The sequence below is a fragment of the Kribbella flavida DSM 17836 genome (assembly GCF_000024345.1).
In the GTDB taxonomy this organism is placed as follows: domain Bacteria; phylum Actinomycetota; class Actinomycetes; order Propionibacteriales; family Kribbellaceae; genus Kribbella; species Kribbella flavida.
The window spans coordinates 2702271-2727968 of record NC_013729.1; the positions used below are offsets into that span (position 1 = coordinate 2702271).

At 72.6% G+C, this 25698-nt stretch carries 11 protein-coding genes; 4 read left to right on the top strand and 7 right to left on the bottom strand.

Translation table 11 applies throughout. The annotated features are described in order from the left end of the window. The first annotated feature begins 392 nt into the window (after nt 1-392). A complete protein-coding gene (locus tag KFLA_RS12765) occupies nt 393-4100 on the top strand; it encodes an AMP-binding protein (protein ID WP_148256625.1) in 3708 nt (1235 codons plus the stop codon). Between the two features lie 1264 nt (nt 4101-5364). Here the strand turns inward: KFLA_RS12765 and KFLA_RS37920 are convergent. Then, the gene (locus KFLA_RS37920) at nt 5365-6093 is read right to left on the bottom strand and encodes a hypothetical protein (protein ID WP_158307275.1); all 729 of its coding nucleotides are present in this window, start codon (nt 6091-6093) and stop codon (nt 5365-5367) included. Between the two features lie 9 nt (nt 6094-6102). On the opposite strand from KFLA_RS37920, the gene KFLA_RS35525 reads away from it, so the two are divergent. After that, nucleotides 6103-12312 carry a hybrid non-ribosomal peptide synthetase/type I polyketide synthase gene (locus KFLA_RS35525; RefSeq protein ID WP_237706789.1) on the top strand — a complete coding sequence of 2070 codons (6210 nt, stop codon included), beginning with the start codon at nt 6103-6105 and terminating at the stop codon, nt 12310-12312. Between the two features lie 212 nt (nt 12313-12524). Here the strand turns inward: KFLA_RS35525 and KFLA_RS12775 are convergent, their stop codons facing one another. The 5 genes from KFLA_RS12775 to KFLA_RS12795 all read right to left on the bottom strand — a co-directional run bounded on the left by KFLA_RS12775 (nt 12525) and on the right by KFLA_RS12795 (nt 21111). Beyond that, nucleotides 12525-13067 carry a hypothetical protein gene (locus KFLA_RS12775; protein WP_012920208.1) on the bottom strand — a complete coding sequence of 181 codons (543 nt, stop codon included), beginning with the start codon at nt 13065-13067 and terminating at the stop codon, nt 12525-12527. Nucleotides 13068-13435: 368 nt separating this feature from the next. Beyond that, on the bottom strand, nt 13436-14353 hold the full coding sequence (locus KFLA_RS12780; RefSeq protein ID WP_012920209.1) for an ROK family protein: 918 nt from the start codon (nt 14351-14353) through the stop codon (nt 13436-13438). 10 nt (nt 14354-14363) lie between these two features. Then, on the bottom strand, nt 14364-15005 hold the full coding sequence (locus tag KFLA_RS12785; RefSeq protein ID WP_049797324.1) for a DUF7158 domain-containing protein: 642 nt from the start codon (nt 15003-15005) through the stop codon (nt 14364-14366). Continuing rightward, nucleotides 15002-19267 carry a glycoside hydrolase family 38 N-terminal domain-containing protein gene (locus KFLA_RS12790; RefSeq protein WP_012920211.1) on the bottom strand — a complete coding sequence of 1422 codons (4266 nt, stop codon included), beginning with the start codon at nt 19265-19267 and terminating at the stop codon, nt 15002-15004. The genes KFLA_RS12785 and KFLA_RS12790 overlap by 4 nt, the downstream gene beginning before the upstream one ends. Nucleotides 19268-19539: 272 nt before the next feature. Then, the gene (locus KFLA_RS12795; RefSeq protein WP_012920212.1) at nt 19540-21111 is read right to left on the bottom strand and encodes an alkaline phosphatase D family protein; all 1572 of its coding nucleotides are present in this window, start codon (nt 21109-21111) and stop codon (nt 19540-19542) included. A gap of 173 nt (nt 21112-21284) precedes the next feature. Between KFLA_RS12795 and nagZ the strand changes: the two genes are divergently transcribed. Further along, complete coding sequence (nagZ, locus tag KFLA_RS12800; protein ID WP_041289302.1) at nt 21285-22742, top strand: beta-N-acetylhexosaminidase; 1458 nt, start codon at nt 21285-21287, stop codon at nt 22740-22742. Nucleotides 22743-22788: 46 nt separating this feature from the next. Next, nucleotides 22789-24063, top strand: coding sequence for an alpha-L-fucosidase (locus KFLA_RS12805; protein ID WP_012920214.1), 1275 nt, complete (start codon nt 22789-22791; stop codon nt 24061-24063). A gap of 147 nt (nt 24064-24210) precedes the next feature. On the opposite strand, the gene KFLA_RS38810 is transcribed toward KFLA_RS12805, so the two are convergent. Continuing rightward, complete coding sequence (locus KFLA_RS38810) at nt 24211-25683, bottom strand: ROK family protein (RefSeq protein WP_012920215.1); 1473 nt, start codon at nt 25681-25683, stop codon at nt 24211-24213. Nucleotides 25684-25698 lie beyond the last annotated feature (15 nt).

Here is a 25698-nt window from a genome sequence, read left to right on the forward strand (position 1 = left end):
ATGACGCACCGGGTCCGCCCGGTCACCCCGTCGCTCCGCCCGGCCGCAACGGGGCCTGTTCTGTCGGTGAGAGCGAGACGGGTATGCCCTGAGCCCGGCTCCGTCCAGTTGGGGAGGCGCGTGTCCGTGGGTCGCCGACTGGCTGGCGCCGCTGAGGTCCACCGGAGTGCTCGGCCTACCCCCGACCACCCTGTCCAGCCCTTCCCCGCCTGCCCGCCGGAGCTCGGCGGTTCCACGGACATCGCCGACGTGCTCGCTCGCCCGTGGACGGCGACCTCTGACAACTTCGCTTTCCCTCACCTGCACGCGGCCGCCGGCCGAACCACGGCCGGCGTACGGGCTGGTTTCAAGCCGGCGGTTCCGGCACAGAGTGATCCGGTGGGCACGCAGTGGTGAGGAACGGAGCGGACCGGCCGGCGATCAGCACCGGACCGGCCCTGATGATCCCGGCCGGCTACCCCCGCGACCTGCCCAGCGCCCTGCTCCGGGCGGCCCGCGACTTCGGCACCGCCGGCGTCGTCGAGATCGGCCCCGACGGCCGCGAGACCCGCCTCGACTTCCCGATCCTGCTCGAGCTCGCGGCCCGCATCCTGGCCGGCCTGCGCGCCAACGGTGTCCGGGCCGGCGACCCGGCGGTCGTGCACTGCACCGAGCCGGTCGGCTTCTTCGCCGCGTTCTGGGCCTGCACGCTCGGCGGCATCCGCCCGCTGCTGATCGGCCCGTCCCCGGCCGGCGACCGCTCCGAGGAGGGCCGCGAGCGGCTCCGCAAGGTCACTGACCTGCTCGGCTGGACCGTGCTGATCGGCCGGCCCACCGACCTACCCGACGACCTCGGCCTGCCGGTGCTCGACCCGGACGCCCTGGCCGGTCACGAGCCGACGTCGGACTTCCACCGCCCGGCGGCCGACGACGTCGCCGTGCTGATGATGTCCTCGGGCAGCAGCACCGGTACGCCGAAGATCATCCAGCTGACCCACCGCGGCCTGGTCGAGTTCGCCGCCGGCACGCCCGCGATGCTGCCGGTCCGCCCCGGCCAGATCACGCTGAACTGGCTCCCGCTCGACCAGAGCGGCGCGTTCCTGCTGTACCACCTGCTGCCCGTCTTCACCGGCTGCACGAACATCCACGTCAGCACCGACTGGGTCCAGGCCGACCCGCTGCGCTGGCTCGACCTGATGGACCAGTACCGGGTCAACCACTCCTGGGCCCCGAACTTCGGCTACCGGCTCGTCACCGCCGCGATCGCCGGCGAACCCGAGCGGCACTGGGACCTGTCCGCGCTGCGCAGTCTGGTCAGCGGCGGCGAGCAGATCACCGTGCCGGTGATGAGCGAGTTCCTCCGGCTGACGAACCGCTTCGGCGTCGTACCGGAAACGTTTGTCGCCGCCTGGGGCATGACCGAGACCGTCACCGGCATCACCTTCGCCCGCCCCGGCCTCACCCCGAACGTGCACCGCGTCCGGATTCCCTCGACCGGCGTCGTCGAGTGGGTCGACCAGCGCGCCAACTCCGGCAAGGTCGCGGTCGCGCGCCCCGGCAAACCGCGCGCCGAGGCTCCCGGCGTCCTGAGCCTGGTCTCGGTCGGCGCCCCCGCACCCGGTACGACGGTCCGCATCGTCGGCCCGAACGGCGCCGTCCTGCCCGAGGGCCGGATCGGCCAGCTGCAGGTCGCCTCCGCCCGGGTGACGCCGGGCTACCTCGGCAACCCCGACGCCGACCGCGCCGCCTTCCCGGCCGGCAACTGGCCGGCCCGCAAGTGGCTGGCGACCGGCGACCAGGCGTTCATCACCGGCGGCCAGGTCGTCATCACCGGCCGGGACAGCGAACGCATCGTGCTGAACGGCGAGACCCACTACGCCCACGCCGTCGAAGCCGTCGCCGCCGCCGTCCCCGGCGCCCCCGAAGGCCTGATCGCCGCCTGCGGCATCCCCGACCCCAGCACCGGCACCGACCGCCTGACGGTCTTCTACGCCCAGCTTCCCGAGCTCCGTCCCGGCTTGGCGGAGTCCATCCGCCTGGCTGTGCAGGATCGTCTGGGTCTTGCAGCGCAGGTCGTCGGCGTGCCGCGGCAGCAGTTCCCGACCACCCCCGGCGGCAAGATCCTTCGGCCGCTGCTGAAGCAACGCTGGCTGGAGAGCACCTTCGACCCCGGCGATCAGCCGACCAAGCTCCTGCGCCCGGCACCGGCCGGCTCGCCCGCGTCCCAGCCGGCCCCCGGCAGGCCTTTGCCGCCCCAGGCGATCACCGGCCAGCCTTTGCCGCCTCAGCCGGCCACTGGGCAGCCCTCGCCGCCCCAGCCGTACGGCGGCCAGTCCTACCTCGGCCAGCCCGCCCCCGGTCAGCCGGTCGTCAACGCTCCCTCCCTGCCGCCCATCCCGTCGGCACCCACCGGCGACATCTCCAGCGACCCTTCCGAGGCCCCGGCCAATCCTCTGGAAGCCGCCGCCGGCGCCCTCGACACCACGCCCGCGGCCCCCGCCGACGACCACTCCGACGCCTTCGACGAGGACCCCAACGAGCGCACCACCGAACTCCCGGTGGTCCGCCTCGCCTGGCGCCGCGAGATCAAGGACTCCATCCCGAAACCCCCCGAACGCCCCACCCTCGGCGCCGGCCGCCCACCCGCCGACGCGCCTGTCACCCCGGTACAGCCGCCCGCCGCCCCCTCCCCGGACGACCTCACCACGCAGCCCGCGCCGAACGCGGCCGTCGAGACAACCGAGGACGGCCGTACTCCCCCCGACGGCCTGGACGTACTCGAGCCAGCGGATCACGTCGCCGCAGACCCCGAGCCGACCAGCACCCGCGCCTCCGACGAGGAGCGGCCCGTCGACGAGCCAGCTGCGAAGGAGTCCTCGGGGCGCACCGCCGAGCAGACCACGCTGCAGGCGACCGACGCAGGTGCCCCGGGAGATCTCTTCGCCGCGGACGCGCCGGCAAATCGGCCGTCGTCAAGCGAAGAGGCCGCGTCCGACCTCGACACGTCGACCGCCGACGCCACGCTCCGACCGGCAACCGCCCACGCCGAGGCGACCTCAACGGAGGCGTCCGCCGTCACCGACTCGGAAGCCAGTACGGCCGCCCACGCCGACCCGATGCCCGACGAGGCAGTGGCGCCCGCTGCCACCCTCGACACGAACACCGCACCCGTCAGCGACCAGCCGCACGCTGACTCCGACAACGAGCCACACGCTGATGCCACCGCCGAGGTCACGGCCGCACCCGCCGCAGAAGCCACCAACACCGGCACAACGCTCGACACCGAAAAGCCTGCTGCGGCCCAAAGCACCACCTCGCCCCCGACCACCGACCCTGAGCCCACCGCGGACGCAGACTCGGACACCGGTACGACGACCGAGCCCGCCCCGGCACCGGACGCTGCCGCCTCCCTCGACGCGACCGCTACGTCCACCCCGGTCGACGACACCACCGACGCCTCGCTCGCCGACCTCCGCCCAGAAGCAGCGACCGCGCACCGAACCGCGGGTCCCCAGTCGGCCGATGCCGCCGCCGCAGAGAAGGCGACTGCCCAGACGACCGACGACGCCGCCAACTCGACCGCGGACGTCGACGCGCCCACAGACCCTGCCGCCGACCGTGCGGCAACCGTCGACCCCGGCAAGGACGCATCCGCCCCCGCGGTCATCGCCGAACCCGCGCAGACTGACCAGCCGGGTGAGGACCCCGCCACCGCCGGGATCGACCCGCAGATCACCGCCGGGATCGACCCGCACGCCACCGCCGTACCCGTCGGCGATCCGGATACGACCGCGAACACCGGCACCTCGGATGCAACCGCCGACATCGGCAAGGTCGAGGCAGCCGACTCGAACGTCTCCGCCGGGACGAAGCAGACTGCCGACCAGCCCTCCGGCGAAATTCCCACCGCCGAGCTCGACCCGCGCGCGTCGACGCCCGCCGTACCCGGCACGGACTCCGCCGACCTGGACGCAGCGAGCAGCACCGTCGAGCCCAAGGCCACCGATTCCGCCGCCGGCATTGACGACGAGCAGCCTGTCCCTGCGGTTGCCGGGCTCTGCCACCGACGAGGTCAACTCGCCTGCTGCGACGACCGTGGTACCCGACGCGGACGCTGCTGACCTGGACGCAACCCGCGGCACTGACGAGGTCGAGGCCGTGGTCGCCGACTCCGCCGCCAGCGCGGAAGCCGAGCCCAACCCTGCGGTCGGGGTCTCCACGACGGCCGACGTCGCCTCGCGTGCGTCGACAGCCGTCGTACCTGACACGGACGCCGGCGACCTGAGCGCGATCAGCCGCACTGACGAGGCTGAGGCCGCCGATTCCGCCGCCGTCGTTGATGCCGATCAGCGTGACCCTGCGATCGCCGGTTCTGCCACCGACGAGGTCGACCCGCCTGCTGCGACGACCGTACTGCCGGTCACGGCACTTGCCGCCACCGCTGACGTTGAGCCGGGTACGCCGTTGACCGCTGCGCCCGATGCGGATTCCGTTGCCGGCACGGACTCGACCGTTCGCGCTGGTGCGAACGGGAATTCGGATGCCATTGCCGGGGCTGACCAGGCTGGTGACCACGCGGCTGGGGATGCCGTCGCGCCCGATGCCGCCACCGCTGAGGTTGATTCGGCTACGGCGGCGGCCGTTGTTCCCGACGCGGATTCTGCCGCGGGCCAGGACCCGGCCGTCGGCACCGATGAGGCCGTGGACGCCGCCGAGGCCGGGCGGGCCGCTGGCCACGCGACGAGCGCTGCCGTCGCGGTCGATGCCGCGACCGCTGACGTCGATCCCGATGCGGCGGCCGTCGTAGCCGATGCGGATGCCGTTGCCGGCGTGGACGCGGCCGTCGGCTCTGAGGACGCGGACTCGGACGCTTTCGCCAAAGTCGAGCAGGCTGCTGGCGACGCGTCCGGCGATGCCGTCTCGGCCGGTGCCGCCGCCGCTGACGACGATCCGCGTGCGGCGACCGCGGCCGCACGCGCAGCGGATTCCGCCACCGATGTGGACGCGACCGGCGGCACTGGTGAGGGCGGGGTCGTCGAATCGGGTGTCGTTGCCGGAGCTGAGCAGGCTGATTCTGCGGTTGGGGACTCCACGGCCGCCGAGGTCGACCCGCGTGCAGCGACGGACGTCCTACCAGGGGCGAATGCTGCTGCCGATCTGGATGCGAGCGTCGGTGGTGCCGGGGACGAGGTCGCGGACTCGGACGTCGTTCCCGAGGTCGAGCAGGCTGCCGGCCAGGCGACCGCCGACATCGACCCGAGTACTGCGACAACCGACGAAGGTGCCGCCGCCGACTCGGACGCAACCGGCGACGCAAGCGCGCACGAAGCAACCGACCCGACCGTCATCGCCGAGTCCGAGCTGATGGTCGACGAAGCTGACGCCTTACCGACGATGGTCGACCAGGCGGACGCCGTACTGACGACCGCTGATGAACCGGACACCGCAGAGGCGGCGGTTGACGACGCTGGCGTGGTACCGGCGACTGCTGACGAAGCCGATGCTGCAGAGGCGGCGGTCGACGAGGCTGGCGTCGTACCGGCGGGTGCCGATGAAGCGGATGCCGCAGGGGCCGCCGCTGACGAAGCGGATGCCGCAGGGGCCGCCGCTGACGAAGCTGGCGACGTCCCGACAACTGTCGGCGAGACGGACGCCGTGCTGGCAGCTGCCGACCAGGCGGGGGCGGCCGATGCGGGTGGATCGGTCGCGGATGAGGTTCTTTCGCGGGCGGTTGCGGAAGCTGCGCCTGAGCTGGGCCGTGCCGACCAGGATGTGGCGGCTCAAGCGGTACCCGCTGCTGATGCGGAGCCCGTCACCGCGGATGCTGGAAGTGCCGACGTTGGCGATGCACGGGCTGCTGAGCATGAGTCCGCGAAGGCTGAAGGCGACGCGGGCGACCGGTCTGCGATCACGGAAACCAGCGGCGATGGTGCCGAGGTGGGCGGCACAGGCGTAGCTGCCTCGGAGGCAGCAGAGCCGGTCCAGGAAGTTGCTGCTCGCAACGATGGTGCGATGGACGTGACGTCGGCGCCTGTGGAGATTGTTGCGCCTAGCAACAAAACTAGCGCGGCCGTGTCCGTAGCCGATCGCGTTGCCACCAAGACGCCCGCTCACGCCGGCCGGGTGACCGCGCACGGGCAGGTGGTCGAGCCGGTAGCGATTGTCGGTCTTGCTGCCCGGCTGCCAGGGGCCGCGAATCTCGACGAGTTCTGGGACAACCTGGTGGGTGGCGTCGAGAGTCTTCGCCGGTTCACGCCTGAGGAGCTGCGCCGGGTGGGGGACGCCGAAGCGTTCGGTGACGACGAGTTGGTGGCGGTCAGTGGGGCGCTGGACGACGTGGAGTCGTTCGACGCGGCCTTCTTCGGGCTCAGTGCGCGGGAGGCGGAGCTGACCGACCCGGCGCAGCGACTGTTCCTCGAGGTGTGCCAGCAGGCGTTGGAGCACGGCGGGCACGCGGGGTCGACCGGTCGGATCGGCGTGTTCGCAGGGTCGGGGATGAATCTCTACACCCAGCACGCGCAGCCAGGGGAGAACCTGGCCACCCGCGTCGCGTACCGGCTCGGGCTGACCGGACCGGCCATCGGCGTACAGGCTGCCTGGTCGTCGTCGCTGGTGGCGGTGCACCTGGCGTGTCAGGCGCTGCGTAGCGGGGACGCCGATCTCGCGCTGGCCGGCGCCGCCGCCGTGCACGTGCCGCAGGCAACGGGTTACCACGCGAGCCCGGACTCGATCCTGTCGCCGACTGGGCACATCCGGGCGTTCGACGCCGAGGCCGACGGCACGGTCGGCGGCAACGGGGTCGCCGCGGTGCTGCTGAAGCGACTGGACCAGGCGATCGCGGACGGCGACACCGTGTACGCCGTGATCCGCGGCTCGGCGGTCAGTGAGGGCGACCAGGTCGAGCTGGTCGAGCGCGCGCTGGAGAAGTCGGGCATCCCGGCCGAGACGATCAGCTACGTCGAGGCCAGCGCCTCCGGGACGGCGGACGCCGACGCGGCCGAGTTCCGCGCGCTGAGCACCGCGCTGCGCAAGCACACCGACAAGGTCGGCTTCTGCACGATCGGCTCGGTGAAGCCGAACATCGGCCACCTGGCCAGCGCCGCCGGCATGGCCGGCCTGATCAAGACCGTGCTGATGCTGCAGCACCGGACCCTGGTGCCGACGATCAACTACCGCGAGCCCAACCCGAACCTGCCGCTGCCGGGCAGTCCGTTCGTGGTCGGCACCGACGTCCGCGACTGGAAGGCCAGTACGCCGCTGCGCGCCGGCGTGAGCGCACTCGATGCCCGCGGCACCAGTGCGCACGTGATCCTGGAAGAGGCGCCGCGCCAGATCCGCCGCGGCGACGACGGGCCGGTCGTGCTGCCGCTGTCCGCGCCCGACCCGCACGGCCTGAGCGACCTGGCCGACCTGTTCCGCGCCGATCTGAAGGAGGGCACCGGCCACCGCCTGATCGACCTCGCCGGTACGGCGGCGCTCGGGCGTCCGGCGCACCGGCACCGGATCGCCGTCGCGGGCTCGTCCGAGACCGAGCTGGCCGAGGCGCTCGGCTCCGCGATCCCGTCCGAGGTACCGCGCGGCGGGCCCGGCCCGCTCGGGTTCGCGTTCACCGGGCAGGGCGCGGCGCGGCGCGGGATGGCGGCCGGGCTCGCGGCCCGCTTCCCGGTGTTCCGGTCGGTGCTGGACGAGTGCGACAAGCTGTACGCCGAGGAGTTCGGCGGCAGCCTGCTCGAACTCCTGCTCACCCCCGCGACCGGCGCGGAGGGTGTTTGGCCGACGGAGACGGCGCAGCCGGCGTTGTTCGCGTTCGAGGTCGCGCTGGCGCGGTTGTGGCAGTCGTTCGGCGTCCGGCCCGCGCTGGTGGTCGGCCACAGCGTCGGCGAGTACGCCGCACTGTGCGTGGCGGGTGCGCTGTCGGTCGCGGACGGCGTCCGGCTGACAGCGAAGCGCGGCGAGCTGATGCAGCGCGGAACGGTGCCGGGGGCAATGGTGTCCGTCCGGGCCGACGCGGACCGGGTACGCGAGCTGGCGCAGACCCCGGGCGTCGAAGTTGCCGCGGGCAATGGGCCGCAGTCGTTCGTGCTGGCCGGGTCCGAGGTGATCGTCGGGCAGCTGGCCGAGCAGCTGGACCAGCTGGACGTGGTGTGGCAGCGACTCGACGTGGACCGGGCGTTCCACAGCTCGCTGGTCGACCCGATCCTGTCCGACTTCGCCGACGTGGTCGCGAAGATCAAGCTGAAGCCGCTGCGGATGCCGATGGTGTCGTCGTGGTCAGGTGACCTGCTGGAGAGCGGCACGAAGCTCGACGGCGACTACCTGGTCGGTCAGTTGCGCCAGCCGGTGCTGTTCGGTGACGCCGTCGAGGCGTTGACCGCGGCCGGGTGCCGGCGGTTCCTGGAGCTCGGCCCGGACGCCGTACTGTCGCCGGCCGGGCGGCGGATCGCGCCGAACAGCACGTGGATCCCGGCCCAGCGGCTCGGGCAGGACCCGGTGCTGGCGACGATGAACGGGCTGGCGGAGCTGTACCTGCAGGGCACGGAGATCAACTGGGCCAAGGTGTACGCCGACGGTGGACGGGTGCCGCTGCCGACGTACCCGTTCCGGCGGGTGCACTACCCGGTCGACGTGTTCGCCCGGTCGACGGAGGCCGCGGCCGCTCGGGTGGCGCGGGTCGAGCCGGCGCCGGAGGAGCTGCGGCCGGTCGAGCGGACCAGCGGCGCGCTGAAGAGGATCCCGCTCGACCCGCCGGACCACGTCCAGGCGCCGGAACCGGCTGCCGAGCAGGAGGCGGTCGAGCAGTCGCCGTTCACGATTCCGGCCGACGAGGACCGGGTCGTCGCGGCGCCCGCGGACGCGATTCCCGCCGCTTTGAGCGCCGAGAACGCAGACACCGGCCGCTGGGACGTGAGCGCTGCGGGCGGCGACGGTGAGGGCGAGGCCGGTACGGCGTCCGAGGTACCGGCTGATCCTGAGGTGGTGGCTGCGCGCTACCGGGAGTCGCTGGACTTCGTGCTCGACCTGACCAGTGAGCAGCTGGGACTCGACCCGTACGACGTGACCGTCGACCACACGTTCGCCGAGCTCGGAGCCGACGTGGTGGTGCTGCGGCGGGTCGTCGACGAGGTGAACCGCAGGTTCGAGGTGAAGCTCCGGGCCGAGGCGTTGTTCGAGGATCTGATCACGCCGCACAAGCTGGCGTCCGCGGTCGCCGCGCAGACACCGCCGACCGCCTTCATCGCCGCGCAGCGGAAGAAGGACGCCCAGAAGGACGCCCAGAAGGTTGCCCAGAAGGTTGCCCAGAAGGTTGCCCAGAAGAAGGCGACCGAGTCCGCGGCCGACGCTCATGCCGCGGCCGGTCATGCGTTCGCCGGTACGCCGACGGGCGCGGCGCCGATGAGCTCCCGGACGCGGCGGGAGCCCAACTCTCGTGCGGCGCTGGCGGTGCTCGGCTCTGGCTTGGCCGATCTCGCGGCGAAGGTTGATGCCGCGGCGGCGGCGACGAGCGAAGCCGAGCTGCCGGGCTCCGGCATGGCGGCGTTGATGTCGCAGCAGCTCCGCGTCGCCAGCCAGCTGGTCGACGGCGTCACCAAGCTGATGCACGAACAACTCGCCTTGCTCGGCGACGCGCCGTCCCACGCGCAGAACCCCGGCTTTGCCGGGCCGGGGACACCCGCCGGAGCCGGCGCCGACATCGGTGCCGAATCCGCAGCGAAGGTCGCAGCCGAAGCAGGAGCCGAGGCGAGGACTGAAGCCGGCTCCAGGGACACCGTGGCCAACACGCTGAGCGCTGCGGCCGATCAGGCACGCGCCGCGGGCGGCAAGGTGAGCGTCGAGCCCGGCAAGGCGAGCGCCGAGCCCGGCAAGGCGGCGGATGCCGACGCGCCGGCCGCAGACGACGTGGCAACCGCCGAGGGCGAGCCAGCGGTCGCGGCAACCGACGCGGCACCTGCCGGAGCCAACACCTCGAGTGCGGAGCCTGGCGACGCAACCGACCTGGCCGACGCGGCAACTGCCGAGACCGACCCGGCGACCGCCGCGGCTGACAGGGAAGCCGCCGAGGCGGACGCCACTGCAGCGGCCGCTCGTGCGGCGAGTGTCGCGGCGCGGCGGAAGGCCGAGGTGGAGTACTGGCGGACCTTCCTCGACGGCGCCGAGCCCCTGGTCCTGCCCAGTGATCGCGCCCGCCCGGCCGCCGACGCCGGTACGGCGGCGCTGGTGCACGAGCTGGATGCGGGTCTCGGGGACGCGGTGTTCGCGTTCAGCCGGGAGCGGCGGGTCAGCCCGTTGATGACGATGCTCGCCGCCGTCGGCACGGTGCTCGGCCGGTTCGCCGCGCAGTCCGACATCACCATCGGCGCGGCCGCGTTGCGCAGCCAGGAGCCGACGCCACTGCCGCTGCGGATCGACCTGTCCGGCGAGCCGGACCTGGGCGAACTCGCACAGCGGGTGCGGGAGGCAACCACCGGCGCTTTCGACCACGCCGGCGCCGATCTCTCGGTGCTCGAGCAGGACCCGCTGTACCGGGTGCTCGTCGTGTTCGAGCCGGCTGCCGAGCCGCTCCCGGCCGAACTGGACCTGCGCCTCACCCTTGCCCACCACCCGCAGGGCATCACCTGTACGGCGGACTACCGCTCCGGCCTGTTCGACGAGGCGACGATCAAGCGGCTGATCGACTACCTGGAAGCGGTTCTACGCCGCGCGGTGGCCCAGCCGAGCAGTCCGCTGCCGGAGCTGATGCTGCCGATCGAGTCCGACCGTCAGCTCCTGCGCGAGCTGGAAGGCACCGCGCCGGAAGCCGGACCCATCGGCCGGGTCCGCCGGAGCGCGGTGGTCGCCGGTGAGTTCAGCGGCCTGCACACCCTGTTCGAGCAGCAGGTCGCGCGGACGCCGGACGCCGTCGCGCTGATCCAGGGCCACCGCGAGATCACGTACGCCGAGCTCGACCGCCGCGCCAACGCCATCGCCTGGCAGTTGGTGGACCTCGGCGTGAAGCCGGGCCAGCTCGTCGCCGTCCGGGTCGCTCGCGGCGCGGAGCTCGTGATCGGCGTCCTGGCCGTGCTGAAGTCGGGTGCCGCCTACCTGCCGCTGGACCCCGGCGTACCGGAGTCGCGGTGGGCGTTCATGACCGCGGACGCCGGGGCGGTCGCGCTGGTCGGCGACGACGCGGCGCTGGCGGACCGGCTCGGGCTGCGGCTCGTACCGGTCGCGGCCGGCGGCGCGGACGCGCGGGCGTCGCAGGCCCCGCCGGTCCAGGCCGCGGCGGACGACGTCGCGTACTGCATCTACACCTCCGGTTCGACGGGCAACCCGAAGGGCGTCGCGGTCCCGCACCGCGGCCCGGTCAACTTGGTTCAGCACTACCTGCGGACCAGGGCGTCGCTGCGGACCCTGCAGTGGACCTCGTTCGGGTTCGACGTGCACGTCCAGGAGATGTTCACCGCGCTCGCGTCCGGCGCCGCGCTGGTGCTGATCGGCGAGGACGACCGGTACGACCCGGACGCGGTGGTCGCCGCGCTCACGGAGTACCGGATCGAGCGGCTGTTCATGACGTTCACGCCGCTGACCGCGCTGCTGGCGACGCTGGAGGAGATGCCGCGGCTGCCGGCGCTGCGGGAGATCGTGGCCGGCGGCGAGACGATGGTGCTGACGCACGGGATCCGGGACTTTCTCGCCGCGCACCCGGACTGCGTGCTCTACAACGAGTACGGCCCGACCGAGGCGTCGGTGGTGACGACCATCCACCAGGTCGACCCGGCCGAGGACCGGCCCTCGATCGGCCGCCCGATCGACGGTGTCGTGGTCCGGCTGCTCGACGAGGCGCTGCGGCCGGTGCCGGTCGGCGCGGTCGGCGAGATCCACCTGGGTGGCCTCGCCGTTGCTCAGGGCTACATCGGCCGGCCGGACGAGACGATGACCGCGTTCGTCGCCGACCCGGTGACGCCGGGTTCCCGGTTGTACCGGACCCGCGACCTGGGCCGGTGGCGGCCGGACGGCACCCTCGACTACCTCGGCCGGGCCGACGACCAGGTGAAGATCCGTGGGCACCGGGTCGAGCCCGGCGAGACCGAGCACGTGCTGGCCGACCTGCCCGGCGTGATCGACGCGGTCGTGGTCGCGTGCACGAACCCGGACGGTGACACCTGCCTGATCGGGTACGTCGTGCTCGAGGACGAGGACTCCGACGTGCTGGCGCGGCTGATGCTGCAGCTCACCAAGGAGCTGCCGATCTACCTCGTGCCGGCCGACCTGATCCCGGTTGAGGACCTGCCGCTGGATGCCGCCGGCAAGCTGGACCGCTCGCGGCTGCCTGAGCCGGAGTGGCTCGAGGACTGACCTCCCGCCGCGGCGAGGGCGACCGCAACCGGGTGGCGACCGGCGGCGGCGAAGCCGGAGCACCTGCGTGCAGCGGCGACCGATCCCGCTCCGGGGAGCGGGTCAGCGCCCGTGACGTCGGTTCTGCACCGTGGACGGTGGTGGTGTTGCCGGTGACCGCCCTCCCGCGGCCGCCGGCGCAGCCGTCCACGGTGCAGAACCCGCGTCGATCCTCATCCCTCCGGAGGATCGATCGCACTCACGGCCCGGCGGCGCAGCAGCGCGAAGGCGCTGATCACGCAGATGAGCAGTGAGTAGGCGGCCCAGACGGATCCGACGTTGCCCAGCTCGGGCCCGTTCCCACGGGAGCCGAGGCCGACGACGGCGGTGAGCGCGGCGAGCGCGATCACTGGACCGATCCAGCCCAGCACACCCATCCGTACCGGCTGCTCGGCCTCGGACGAGTCGTCCGAAGCCGGCGTGGCGGTGACGGCGGGTCCCCGCAGGGACTCGTGCAGGGCGGCGACGCCGCACGCGGCGGCGACGTTCAGCAGCAGCAGGCGGTCAGCGACGTCCGTGACCGGTACTCCGTTGACGCTGCCGTACACGACGGCGTACACGTTCACGGGCACCGTCGCGGCGGCGGCGCCGACGACGACCAGCTGGAAGAGCCGGGGCCGGCGCACGGAGGCGCGGATCCGGCCGGTGGCGCTGGTGGTCAGCACGACCAGCGCGGTGAAGAAGAGTGCGAAGACGATGAGTACGCCAGCGTCCATCAGGACCGGTCTCTCTGGTCGAGCGTTGCCCCGGACAACGCTGGCGGACGTGCGTACAGCTGGTGCGGATCCCGCGCGTACGGCGGAGAGTCGCCTCTCCGCCGTACCCGCAAGCGGTCAATCCCTGGCATGCAGGCCCCCTGATTGCCTTGGACGGCGTGCCCCCCACCCCATCCATCCGTTGCATCGGGTGGAACGGGGCCGCCGTTACAGACTTCGGCGAATTGGGGTAAGAATTGCCCAAAGATGTTCGCCGGAGGCGTTTTCGCACGCCGGACGTGTGTATGGGGTTGCCGGTGGTGCCGAGCTGGTCACTGCCGGCTGTCCGACTGTCTTCTTGCCGGAGTGTCGGACAATCCGGGCCGAGGTCAGGCCGTGGTCGCCCAGGCCAGCCGCGCGGCGCCGAGCAGGCCGGCGTTGGCCAGCTGCGCCGGCTCGACGGTGAGGTCGGCAACGAACGGCAGCTGCGCCAGCCGCTTCACCCAGCGGCCGACCGGGTCGAACAGGACCGGACCGGCCTTCGCGACGCCGCCGCCGATGACGACGGTGGTGAGGTCCACGGTGACCGCGGTCGCGACGATGCCGGCGGCCAGCGCTTGCGCGCCGTCGTCGAACACCGCGAGCGCGATCTCGTCCCCGGCCGCGGCGTCCGCCGACAGCATCGCGGCGTCGACCAGCTCGCCGGACCGCCAGCCTCGGCGCTGCGCCCGCGCCACCATCCGCGGGCCGCTGGCGTACGTCTCCACGCAGCCGTACGACCCGCACGCGCACACCTCGCCGTCCAGGTCGACGACCATGTGCCCGAGGTGGGCGGCGTTGCCGGACTGGCCGAGCAGCGGCTTGCCGTCCATCACGATGCCGGCGCCGACCCCGGTCGAGACCACGATGCCCAGCAGTGTGCCGACCCCGCGGCCGGCGCCGGTCCACGACTCGCCCAGGGCGAAGCAGTGGCCGTCGACCCCGAGCTCCACCGGTACGCCGCCGACCAGCTCCCGGACCCGGTCGACGAGCGGGAAGTTCCGCCAGCCGACGATGTTCACCGGCGAGACCAGGCCGTGCCGCTGGTCGAGCGGGCCCGCCGAGCCGATGCCGACGGCCACCGGGGTGACCTCGCCGCGAACCCGGCCGATCAGCTCGGCCAGGGCGGCGAACACCTGGTCGGCGTCGCCGCGCGGCGTGGGGATCCGGTCCTCGGTGAGGATCCGGCCGTCAGCGGCCACCAGCGCGGCGGCCATCTTCGTGCCGCCGATGTCGATGCCGAGAACGGTCGTTGCCTCGTCGCTCATGGTCCCCCCGTCAGTGCCGGTGCAGATTGTCAGGTTGATTGCTGTCGCCGGGGTGCTCCAGGCCGTGCACCAGCTGCACCCGCTCGTGCATGGCCCGGTTGAGCCAGCGCGCGAACGCCTCCAGCCGCGCACTGTCGAGCAGCTCGGCGTGCCAGTGGTCCACCGGTACGTCCGGGTCCGCGGGGGCAGGGACGCCGAGCAGATCCGCGGCGTACGCGAGCTGCTCGGGTGGGATCCGTACGTCGGCGCTGACCAGCGTGGCGACCCGGCGTACGGCCTCGGAACCGGCCAGGGCGGCCGCGGTGATGGAGCCGACGGCGATCGCGGCGGACACGTCCAGCGGCCGGGCCGGCGCCTGCGGTCCGGCGTCCGCGCGGCGGCGGAGCTCGTCGAGGCAGACCTGCTCGGTGATGACGACCTGGGCCACCCAGCGGGTCAGCTGCCGGCCCTCGCGACTGTCGGGCTTCGGCAGCACGCAGGCGGCGTCGCCGGCGCGGACGGCCGCGAGGCGCTCGTCGAGCAGCGTGCGGGGGACCGGTTGCCCGTTGAGGTAGGCCATCACGTCGTCCGGTGCCGCTGGGGCACCGGGACGCTCCTCCGCAGACCCGTGCCCGTGCCCGTCGTGCCGGTCGACAGTGACAGCGGTCGTCACTGGATCTCCAGTCGCACGGTGGGCGCGTACTGCGCCCGGCCGAACCACATCACCTTCGGCAGCACCCAGGCGTGCGCGGGCGTCGCGTCGGCCGGCGCCTGCACCGGAACCGGCACGGTCACCGACGACTTCGCCGGGACGACCACTGCGCGCACCGGTTCCGGCAGCCACGACCAGGTGCCGTACGGCGACGCCAGCTGCAGCTCGGCCCGGATCTGCGACGAGGTGTCGTTGGCGAAGACCAGATCGAGCGTCGCGGAGGTCCCCGGAGCCAGTCGCAGGTCCAGGGTCGACGGCGTGACGGTCAGCCCGGTCGGGCGGCCCGGCTCACCTTCGGCGGCGCCGGCCCCGTGGTCCGGCGGCTCCGTCGGCGCCATCGCGAACCCGAGGCTCGCGGTCAGCTGCGGGCTCTCGCCGACGAACACCGTCACCACGTCCTCGACCGACCGCACCCCGGCGCCACCGGCGAGGTGGTCGGTGGCGGTGTCGATCCGGGCGGCGACGAAGTACTGGCCGGGCTCGCAGTTCTCCGCCGGGTGCACGTACGCGAGGTGGCGGACGTAGCCGCCCGGCTCGAGCCGCAGGGTCCGCTCCGGCTGGTCCGTGGTCCAGCCCTCCGGCAGGTCGAGCGACAGGATGCCGACGGCGGGCGTGTCGGCGTACTGGTTCGCGACGACCATCGACACCTCGAACTTCTGGCCGGCGGTGCGCACCACGGTGGGGGAGACCGAGAGACTGACCGGCAGGAAGCCCATCTGCGCGGGCCCGCGGTTGTGCAGCCAGTAGCGCGAGTACGACGGCTGGGCGATCTCCCCGGCCTGGCCGAGCACCGCCGGTTCGGCCGGTACGGCGGTTTCCAGGTCGAGCACGAACGTGTCGACGCCCGCGCCGGCCAGGTCGACGGTGAGCTTGCCGTCGGCAACTTCGATCGGGGCGCCGCGGTGCTCCAGCAGGTCGGCGTGGGTGGCGCCGGTGATCGGGACCGCCGAGGTGATGGTGGCGGTCGCGCCGAGGCCGGTGGCTTCGACCAGCCGCAGGGTGACGCCGTCGCGGGGATCGGCGGGGCGGCCGGAGCCGTGCGCGACGGGGTTGCCGGCCGGCTTCAGCGTGGAGACCAGCACGTCGCGCTCGGGGGTGACCTGAAGCAGCGAGTGGGTGGCCGGGAGCAGGCCGTCGTGAGCGGTGGTGGTTGCCGCCAGCAACGGTGAGGAGAACTCCTGGCCGCGGGCCGGAAGCTGCTGGGCGCGCCAGTCGCCGTCGCCGGCGGTCAGCGCGTAGCGGAACTCGTGGGTCCAGTGCTGGAGCTGGAACGACGAACCGTCCGGCGTCGAGCGGCGCGGCGGGTCGATCCAGATGCCCGACGGCCAGCCGGTGCAGGACCGCAGCAGCGAGGCGTGCAGTGCGCCGGTCGCGTCGACGGCGAAACCGGGCAGACCGTAGGTGAGCAGGGCGACGGTCGCGTCCGTGAAGTCCTCGATCACGCCTTCGCCTGCGACGGTCGCGGTGATGCGCGCCTCGCCCAGCTCGGCGACGGCCGCCGCCACGGCAGCCGCGGTGGGCAGCACGAGCGCGGGAATCGCCCGCACGTCGCGGACATCGGCGTTCGGTTGCCAGACCTCCGCCAGCGCGGTCCGCGGCGGGAAGTACGAAGGTCCACCCTGCCGATCAACGACATCTTCCAGCAGGGAGGCCGCGGCGCCGACCAGGATGCGCAGGTCGGGGAGGTTGGAGTCGACCTTGAGATGACCGTAGCGGGAGCCGCCGGCCAGGGACGTGGTCGCGGTGACGCCGACCCGGGCGAGGGCGACGACGAGGTCGCGGACGTCCGCCGGGTCCGAGTCGTCCGGTACGACGATCTCGGCGACGGCGAGCGGGCGGGTGCCGACCGACTCACCAGCGCCGTCGACCAGCGCGATCCGCGCCGTCGCGCCGAGGCCGAACCAGGTGTTCGCCGGGTTGTCCAGCGTCCACGGTGCCTGCTCGCTGTCCACGTCGATCAGACCGAATCCGCGCCCGACCACCGCCCCGGCGACCTCGCTCAGCGGCAGCGCGCCCGGCACGTCGGCGGGGAACTTCACCCGCACCAGCCGGTCCGACTGCGCGTGGTCGAGGATCCGGGTGGTGAACTCGATCCGGTCCAGCCCGGCGTACGCCGTGACGACCGCCTCGTAGGAGATTCCGTCGACCTCGCCGCGGCTGACCACCCGGCTGCCGAGCGGGCCGGACTGCACGAAGACCTTCGCCGGCGCCTCGGTCGACCCGACCACCGGGCCGGACGGCGTCAGGTGCCACGGGCCCTCACCGAAGCGCGGGTGGTCCGGGTACTCCTGGTAGACCCGCAGCTCGTTGCCGAGTCCCTTCAGCACCTGCCGGCCGGTCCGCTTGTCGAGAATGCCGCTGACCGCGCCGCCGCGGGACGCGTCGACCGTGACCCGGAAGAACTCGTTCTCCACCGTGTCGGCGGAATCGGCCGGGCCCCACCCGCCCGGCGTACCGTCGGCCAGCTGGTAGGTGCGCCAGCCCAGCGACGGAACGTTCTCGGCGAGAAAGCTGAGCTTGTTGCCCTCGACAACAGACGGGAGTGCCTCGCCGTCCGGGCCGAGCACGGTGACCGGACCGGCCTCGGGCAGCTCGACCGTCACCAGGTCGGTGCGGGTGAACGACAGCGTGTTGGTGACGACCACCGCCTGACCGCCGAACGCGCTGGTGTCGATCCGGGCCGCGAACGCCTCCAGCGCGGCGGTCCGGGCCGCGTCGGACAGGTCGTACGCCTCGCGCCAGCCGGTGACCAGGTCGATGTAGACCTGGTCCGACTCCGACCCGGTGATCGCGTCGTGGTGCGCGCCGTACGCGAGCTGCCGCCACACCTTGTCCAGCGCGGCCTCCGCGAACCGGCCGAGGCCGAGCAGGTCGGCGTACGTGCCGAGCTTCTCCGCGTCGACGGCGGCCACCTCGGCGGCGCGCTGCGCCTGCTTGGTGTCGATGTAGGAGACGTCCTTGCCGGTATAGATCGGGTTCATGTCGCGCGACTGCGGCGACGGGCGACGGCCCTGCGCCGCCAGCTCGGCACGGACCCGGTCCATGAAGTGCTTGGTCGTGCCGCAGACGAACTTCGGCCACGCGTAGCGCTCGGCCCAGTCGTGGTGCAGCGCGGTGATCCAGTTGTTCGGCGGGGTGTAGTCGCCGCCGACCGGCAGCAGCGTGTTCTTCGTCGCCGCGACCGTCTTCAGCGTCGCGAACAGCTGGTACGCCGTGTCGCCCGCGGCCTCGACGCTCGGCGCGTGCTGCAGGTCCCAGCCCGGGCCGTAGTGGTCGGGCATGTAGTGGGTGAGCACGCCGTCGCCGCTCGGGCTGATCCACTCGAACTCGCTGTGGAACTGCATCACCGCGGCGGTGCCGGACTTCGGGTCGCCCCAGGCCTGCCGCAGCGGTCCCCACTGGTGGAACGGGCCACGGGCCCAGGCGCTGCCGGTCAGCCCGGCCTTGGCCAGGTAGCCGGGGAACTGCGGGTCGTGGCCGAACACGTCCAGCTGCCAGGCGTTGCGCGGGTCGCCGCCGAGGATGTCGCGCTGGTAGCCGACGCCGTACACGATGTTGCGGATGGTGGTCTCGGCGCCGGTCAGGTTCGTGTTGGGCTCGTTGTAGGTGCCGCCGATGATCTCGACCCGGCCCTCGGCGATCAGCCGGCGCAGGACCGCGCGGTTCTCCGGGAAGGTGTCGAAGTACGGCTTGAGGTAGTCCAGCTCGGCCAGCACGAAGCAGTACGCCGGGTCGCGCAGCGCCAGCTTCAGGTGCGCGTCGACGAGGCTGAACGCGTTGTGCGTGTAGACCGGGCGGGTGGTGCCGTCGGGGCCCTGGAGGTCCCAGCTGGTGGTGTACGCCGCCTGGGTGTTCCACCAGACCGGGTCGTAGTGGAAGTGCGACACCATCACCATCGTCCAGCCCGGCTCGGCGACCACGATCGAGCCGGTGTCACGGGCCAGCTCGGTGCCGTCGCCGGTGAGCACCGTGACGGTCGCGGGCAGCTCAGCGCCGTACGCCGTGCGCTGGTCGGCGGGCAGCTCGAGCGGCACCTCGACGCGGACCGGGCCGTCGCCCGCCGGCAGGTCCGTCGTACCGGTCACGCCGTCGCCGGTGACCTGAACGGCCAGCGGGCCGTCGGCGGCCGAGCGGGTGAGCTCGATGCGGAGGATCTGGCGCGGGTCGTCGTCGGAGCCGACGAACAGTTCGGGCGAGGTGACGCGGGTGATCTGCACTGTCACGGTGTCGGGCTCCGGTCGGTGGCGGTCAGGTCGAGAGACAACGTTATCCGCAACCGGGGGATACAGCGAGAGGCTGTTGCTGCTAATCACGCATGACTGCGCTACTCAGTGCGCCCTTTGAGGGCTGAAGTCGTACGAAAAGTGATTGACAACGATGGCCTTTTCAGGCAGCCAAACGACGCTCGCCGCCTCGCCCGGCGGGCGAGACGGCGAGCGGAAGGCCAAGGCCGGGGGCAGATCAGGCCCGGGCTCGGCAAGCTGTGGACAGGGCGTCAGGTGAGGTTCAGGCCGGGGCGGCCGGCTTCGACGGTGAAGGTGGCGCGGGTGGTGACGGGGGCGCCGGGGGTGGAGACGTAGGGCAGCACCTTGAAGTCGGCCTGCAGGCTGTCGCGGGTGATCCGGGTGCTGACGTAGCCGCGCTGGTTGTTGATCAGCTTCATCTGCGGGTTCTCCGTGAGCTGGAGCTGACCGCCGGTCGGCATGTCCTGGCCGTCGCCGCCGGAGGTGATCGAGCTGGTCACCAGCTCGACCCCGAGGGTCGCCGAGTCCGGGTCACGGAAGTCGGCCTTGAGGTCGTTGGCGTAGTGCTTGTGCACGTCGCCGGTGAGCACCACCGGGTTGGTCACCCCGCGCTGCTGGAAGCCGTCGAGGATCCGCTGCCGCGACGCGGCGTACCCGTCCCAGGCGTCCATGCTGTAGCTGACCGCCGGCCCGGCGGTGAAGTCGCGGGCGGCGAAGAACACCTGCTGGCCGATCACGTCCCAGGTCGCCGACGACCGTCCGAGCCCGTCCAGCAGCCACTTCTCCTGCTCCGGTCCGGTGATCGAGCGCGCCGGGTCGAGCGCGGCCGGGCAGTCCGACGCGGTGTCGTTGCAGGCCTGGTCGCTGCGGTACTGCCGGGTGTCGAGCATGTGGAACGACGCCAGCCGCCCCCACTGGATGCGCCGGTAGATCTGCATGTCGATCCCGCGCGGGATCGAGCTGCGCCGCAGCGGCATGCTCTCGTAGTACACCCGGTACGCCGCCGCCCGCCGCTCCAGGAAGCCGGGCTGCCCGGCCGGCGACGGGATCTCGTCGGCGTAGTTGTTCTCCAGCTCGTGGTCGTCCCACACCACGACCCACGGCGCGACGGCGTGCGCGGCCTGCAGGTCCGGGTCGGTCCGGTACTGCGCGTGCCGCACCCGGTAGTCGGCCAGCGTCCAGATCTCCTTGGCCGGCGAGTGCGCCCGCGGACCGGTGCCTCCGGCCCCTTCGTAGATGTAGTCACCCAGGTGCAGCACCAGCGACGGCTGCTCCTCGGCCATCCGCCGGTACGCCGTGAAGTAGCCGCCGGCGTAGTTCGAGCACGACACGAACGACATGTGCAGCGGGCTGCCGTACGTCCCCGGCAGCGGCGTGGTCAGCGTCCGGCCGACCTGCGACACGTGCCGCTCGCAACGGAAGCGGTAGTAGTACTCGCGGCCCGGCAGCAGTCCGTGCACCTCGACGTGGACGGCGTGCGCGGACTCGGGCCCGGCCGAAACCACGCCGGCCCGGACGACGCGGCGCATCTGCGGGTCCAGCGCGACCTGCCACTGCACCTGGTACCGGCGGCTCGGCATGCCGCCCATCCCGTCGGCGGCGAGCGGGTCGAGCGCGAGCCGGGTCCACAGCACGACGCTCTGGTGGTCCGGGTCGCCCGAGGCGACGCCCAGGGTGAAGGGGTTGGCCAGCGGCTGACGGGGACCGGTGGACTCGGCCGGCAGCGGCGAGCCGGTCGCGGGCAGCGACCCGGCCGCGGCGAGCGCGGTGGCGCCGGCGGTCGCCGCGAGCAGACTGCGTCGGGTGATCGGTGCAACGGGCATGGCGGAGCTCCGTGTCTGATCGGGGAATGGAGTCCCGGCCACCCTGCTGCCGGCGGGCGAACCCGAGGTGACCGTCAGTCGTGAGCCGGGTGAAACTTTCCAACCGGCGAGCGTCCGGCGTGGTGACCCGGTCTCCACTGGCGTGCCGCGGGCGGACAGGAGAAGGTGTGCGGATGAGCGACCAACTGGAACGTGACGCCGCCGGCGCCCTGATCGTCGGCTTCACCGGAACCACCGCCCCCGACGACCTGCGCCGCGCGGTCGCGGCCGGCCTCGGGGCCGTCATCCTGTTCACCCGCAACGTCACCGACGCCGAGCAGGTGGCCGCGCTGACCACCGCGCTGCGCGCCGAGCGGCCCGACCTGCTGATCGCGATCGACCACGAAGGCGGCGAGTTCAGCCACCTCGCGCCGGCCAACCCGTGGCCGCTGTCCTCGCCCCGGTCGCTGGGTGAGCTCGACGACACGGACCTGACCCGCGCCTCCGCGCGGGACGCCGCCGCCACGCTGGCCGCGCTCGGCATCGACGTGATGCTCGCGCCCTCGGTGGACGTGAACAGCAACCCGGCGAACCCGATCATCTCCACCCGCTCGTTCGGTACCACCGCCGGCGTGGTATCCCGGCACGGCGTCGCCTTCGTCCAGGGCGTGCACGACGCCGGGATCGCGGCCTGCCCGAAGCACTTCCCGGGGCACGGCGACGTCGCGGTCGACTCGCACCTGGCCCTGCCGCGGGTGGACCGGTCGGTCGAGCAGGTCACCGCGGTCGAGCTGGCCCCGTTCAAGGCGACGATCGAGGCCGGCGCGGACCTGGTGATGAGCGCGCACATCATCTTCTCCGCGTACGACGACCAGCCCGCGACGCTGTCGCACCGGATCCTGCAAGGCCTGCTGCGCGACGAGCTCGGCTTCACCGGCGTGATCACCACCGACGCGCTGGAGATGCAGGCGATCACCGCGACCCGGTCGATCGAGGACGCCGCCGTGGCCTCGATCCGGGCCGGCGCCGACCTGGCGATGATCGCGATCGGCGAGGCCGACCCGCGCGCGCTGACCGCCCACCTGGTGGATGCCGTCAGCAACGGCACGCTCGACGCCGGCCGGCTGGCCGAGGCGGCCGGGCGGGTCCGCGAACTGGCGGGGAAGCTGGCGTCCCGCCCGCGGCTGCCCGGCCTGGACGGCGCGCCGGTGCGCGAGGTGGCCGCCCGCACCGTGACCGGCCAGGAACTGCCCGCGCTGGGCGGTGCGCCGTACGTGGTGGATCTGACGCAAGGGCTGCACCCGGCCTGGAACCCGTACTTCAGCGGGTTGCCGGAGGTGTTCGCCAAGGTCGCGCCGGACTCGGCCGGAGTGGTGCTGCGCGGGCAGGACGCCGAGGCGCTGAACCAGGCGCAGGCGGCCGCGATCGGACGGCCCCTGGTGGTCTCGGTGCAGGACGCGGTCCGGACGCCGTGGATGCGGCAGGCGCTGCAGGAGCTGATCGAGAGTCACGAGGGCGACGTCTTCGTGCTGTGCAGCGGCATTCCCGAGGACCGCGCGCTCGTTCCGGCGAGCGTGCCGACGGCGGTCACGTACGGCCGCAACCTGGTCGTGCTGCAGGCGGTTGCGCAGCTCCTGACCAGGGTGCCGTAGATCCTATATCCTATCGTCGACGTGTCGGCGATCTGAGGAGTGCGCGATGGCGATCCAGCCGTGGTTCGAACAGGCCAAGCTCGGCATCTTCCTGCACTACGGCATCTACGCGGTGAACGGGATCGCCGAGTCCTGGTCGTTCTTCAACGGCGAGATCAGCCACGAGGACTATCTCGAGCAGCTCGACGGGTTCACCGCGGCGAAGTTCGACGCCGACGCGTGGGCGGAGCTGTTCGCGGCGGCCGGCGCCCGGTACGCCGTACTGACGAGCAAGCACCACGACGGCGTCGCGCTCTACGACACCGCGGCGAACGACCTGTCCACGGTCAAGGCGACCCCGGCGCGGCGCGACATCGTGCGCGAGTACGTCGACGCGCTGCGCCGGCGCGACCTGCGGGTCGGGCTCTACTTCAGCCACCTCGACTGGTCCCACCCGGACTACGCGACCGTGCGCCCGGCCGGCATGCCCGCCGGCGAGCGCGGCAACCCGTACGCCGTACCGGCGGCGGGGGAGGAGGACCCGGAGCGGTGGGAGCGGTTCCTCGCCTTCCACCGGGCACAGCTGACCGAGATCGTCGACCGGTTCGCGCCGGACCTGCTGTGGTTCGACGGGGACTGGGAGCGGGACCCGGAGCAGTGGCGGATGGAGGAAGTCCGCGCGCTGATCGAGGCCAAGCTGCCCGAGGCGGTGATCAACGGGCGGATGCGCGGCGGCTTCGGTGACTACGCGACGCCGGAGCAGGGCGTGCCGATCGTGCCGCCGGCCGGGCCGTGGGAGCTGTGCGTCACGATCAACGACTCGTGGGGGTTCCAGCACGACGACCACCACTACAAGTCGGTACGGCAGCTGATCCGGCTGTTCGCGGAGACGATCGGTGGCGGGGGCAACCTGTTGCTGGACGTCGGGCCGCGCGAGGACGGCAGCATCCCGGCGGAGCAGGTCGAGCGGCTGCGCGCGCTCGGCGACTGGATCCGCCGGCACGACCGCGCGGTGCACGGCACCACCCGCGGGCTGCCGGCCGGCGCCTTCTACGGCGCCTCGACGATCTCGGCCGACCGCCGCCGGGTGTACCTGTTCGGCTTCGACCGGCCGAACGAGTACTTCGTCGTCCGGGGCCTCCGCAACAAGGTGCTCAAAGCAACAATCGTCGGGTCGGGGGTGGAGCTCCGGGTCGACCGCCAGGGCGGCGGCATCGAAGGCGCCGCCGGCTGGACCTACCTGTACGTCGACTCCGACACAGCCCTCGACCACCACTGCACCGTTGTCGAGCTCGAACTCGACAACGAACTCGACCTCAGCGAACACCACACCCGCGACTAGGACGCTGGCGTCGGGTCCGTCGGGTTCGACAACTGGATCTGCCGGCGCTGTCGGGGAGCTCGAACAGCAGCGCGGGACCGTGAACAGCAGCGCGGGACCGTGAATAGCAGATGCCCTGTCCGCAGTCTCCGGTTCTGTTCGAGGTTCCTAGAAGCGGCGGGCGGTGAGGGTGAGGTCGAGGGCGTTCTGCTCGACGTAGTTGAGGGCGTGGCGGACGGCTCCGACCGAGACGATGGTGTCGCCCAGGGAGGAGACCGCGACCTGCGGTGGGGTGGTGGTGAAGGTGGACAGCTGCTGCTCGATCGACGGCAGCAGCGACTTCGCCGCCTCGGCGACCGCGCCGCCGAGCACCACCAGTTCGGGGTTGAACAGAATCCCGACCGTCGCGACCACCCGAGCCGTCCGGACCGCGATGTCGCCGAGAATCTCCGCCGCCACCGCGTCCCCTTCCGCAGCAGCCCGAAACACCATCTCCGCAGTCACCACACCCGCTCCGGCCGTCCCGCTCTGATTTCCCGTCCCCGCCCGGCCGTCCGAGCCGCCCGCAGTTGCCCTGCCGGTCTCACTGCCCTCGCCGCCCGCGCTCGCCAGACCGCCCGAGCCGCTCGCGCCGCCGGCGTCTGCTCCGCCGCTCGCGCCGCCGCCCTCTGCTCCGCCGCTCGCGTCCCCGGCCCATGCCCCGCCGCTCATCCCGCCGGTGTCTGCCCGACCGGCCGCCCGGCCTGCCGCCTCGTCGGCGAGTGCGGCGTCTTCGGCGGCTTCGAGGGCGAGCTCTCGCAGCAACGTGGCGACGGCCGGGTCGGCGACGGCGGCGGTGCCGCGTTCGCGGGCGATGCGGGCGATGCCGTGGGTGTCGCCGACGCCCTCGACCAGTTTCAGGTAAAGCATCTCGCCGGCACCGCCGCGACTCCCGTGCAGCAACCGGCCGGAGTCCATCAGCCCCGAACCGAACCGCTCACTGGCGAGCAGTACGACGAGGTCGTCCACCCCCTGGCCCTCACCGCGCCAGTGCTCGCCGAGCACCGCGAGGTTCGCGTCGTTCTCCAGCAGCGCGGGCCAGCCGTGCACCTTCGACAGCCGCGCCGTCAGCCCGGTGTCGAACCGGCGCCAGAACTCGTCCGCGGCCAGGATGTTGCCGGCCCGGTCGACCGGCGCGGCCACTCCGACCCCGGCCGCGATCACGTCCTCGTCGCTGACCCCGGCCGCGGTCATCGCCTCGACCACGGCCGCGTCGACCAGCTCGGTCCGGTCGGCCGGCTCCTTCACCGCCGCGAACGACCGGCCGGCCTTGGCCAGCGTCTCGCCGCGCAGGTTCGCCACCAGCACGGTGGTCTTGCCCGCGCCGACGTCGATGCCCAGCACGTACCCGGCCTGGCTGTTGAACTCGAACCGTCGCGACGGCCGGCCGACGGTGCTGTCGTCGCGCTCGGGCTCGAGCTCGACGACCCAGCCCATCGCGATCAGGTCGTTGCAGACCGCGTGCACGGTCGCCCGGGTCAGCCCGGTGGCCTCGATCAGGCCGGTTCCTGTCATCGCCCCCGCGGTGGACAGTACGCCGAGTAGCTTGCCGGCGTTGACCCGGCGCAACAGGGGCGGCGTGGCCGCCGACGTCTTCGGCATAACAGGCTTGACCTC

Bases quoted from the DNA above. Each gene is read 5' to 3' on its own strand.
- KFLA_RS12795 (WP_012920212.1), bottom strand. From the start codon at position 21,111: ATGCCCGTTGCACCGATCACCCGACGCAGTCTGCTCGCGGCGACCGCC.
- KFLA_RS12780 (WP_012920209.1), bottom strand. From the start codon at position 14,353: ATGAGCGACGAGGCAACGACCGTTCTCGGCATCGACATCGGCGGCACG.
- nagZ (WP_041289302.1), top strand. From the start codon at position 21,285: ATGAGCGACCAACTGGAACGTGACGCCGCCGGCGCCCTGATCGTCGGC.
- KFLA_RS12775 (WP_012920208.1), bottom strand. From the start codon at position 13,067: ATGGACGCTGGCGTACTCATCGTCTTCGCACTCTTCTTCACCGCGCTG.
- KFLA_RS12805 (WP_012920214.1), top strand. From the start codon at position 22,789: ATGGCGATCCAGCCGTGGTTCGAACAGGCCAAGCTCGGCATCTTCCTG.
- KFLA_RS38810 (WP_012920215.1), bottom strand. From the start codon at position 25,683: ATGCCGAAGACGTCGGCGGCCACGCCGCCCCTGTTGCGCCGGGTCAAC.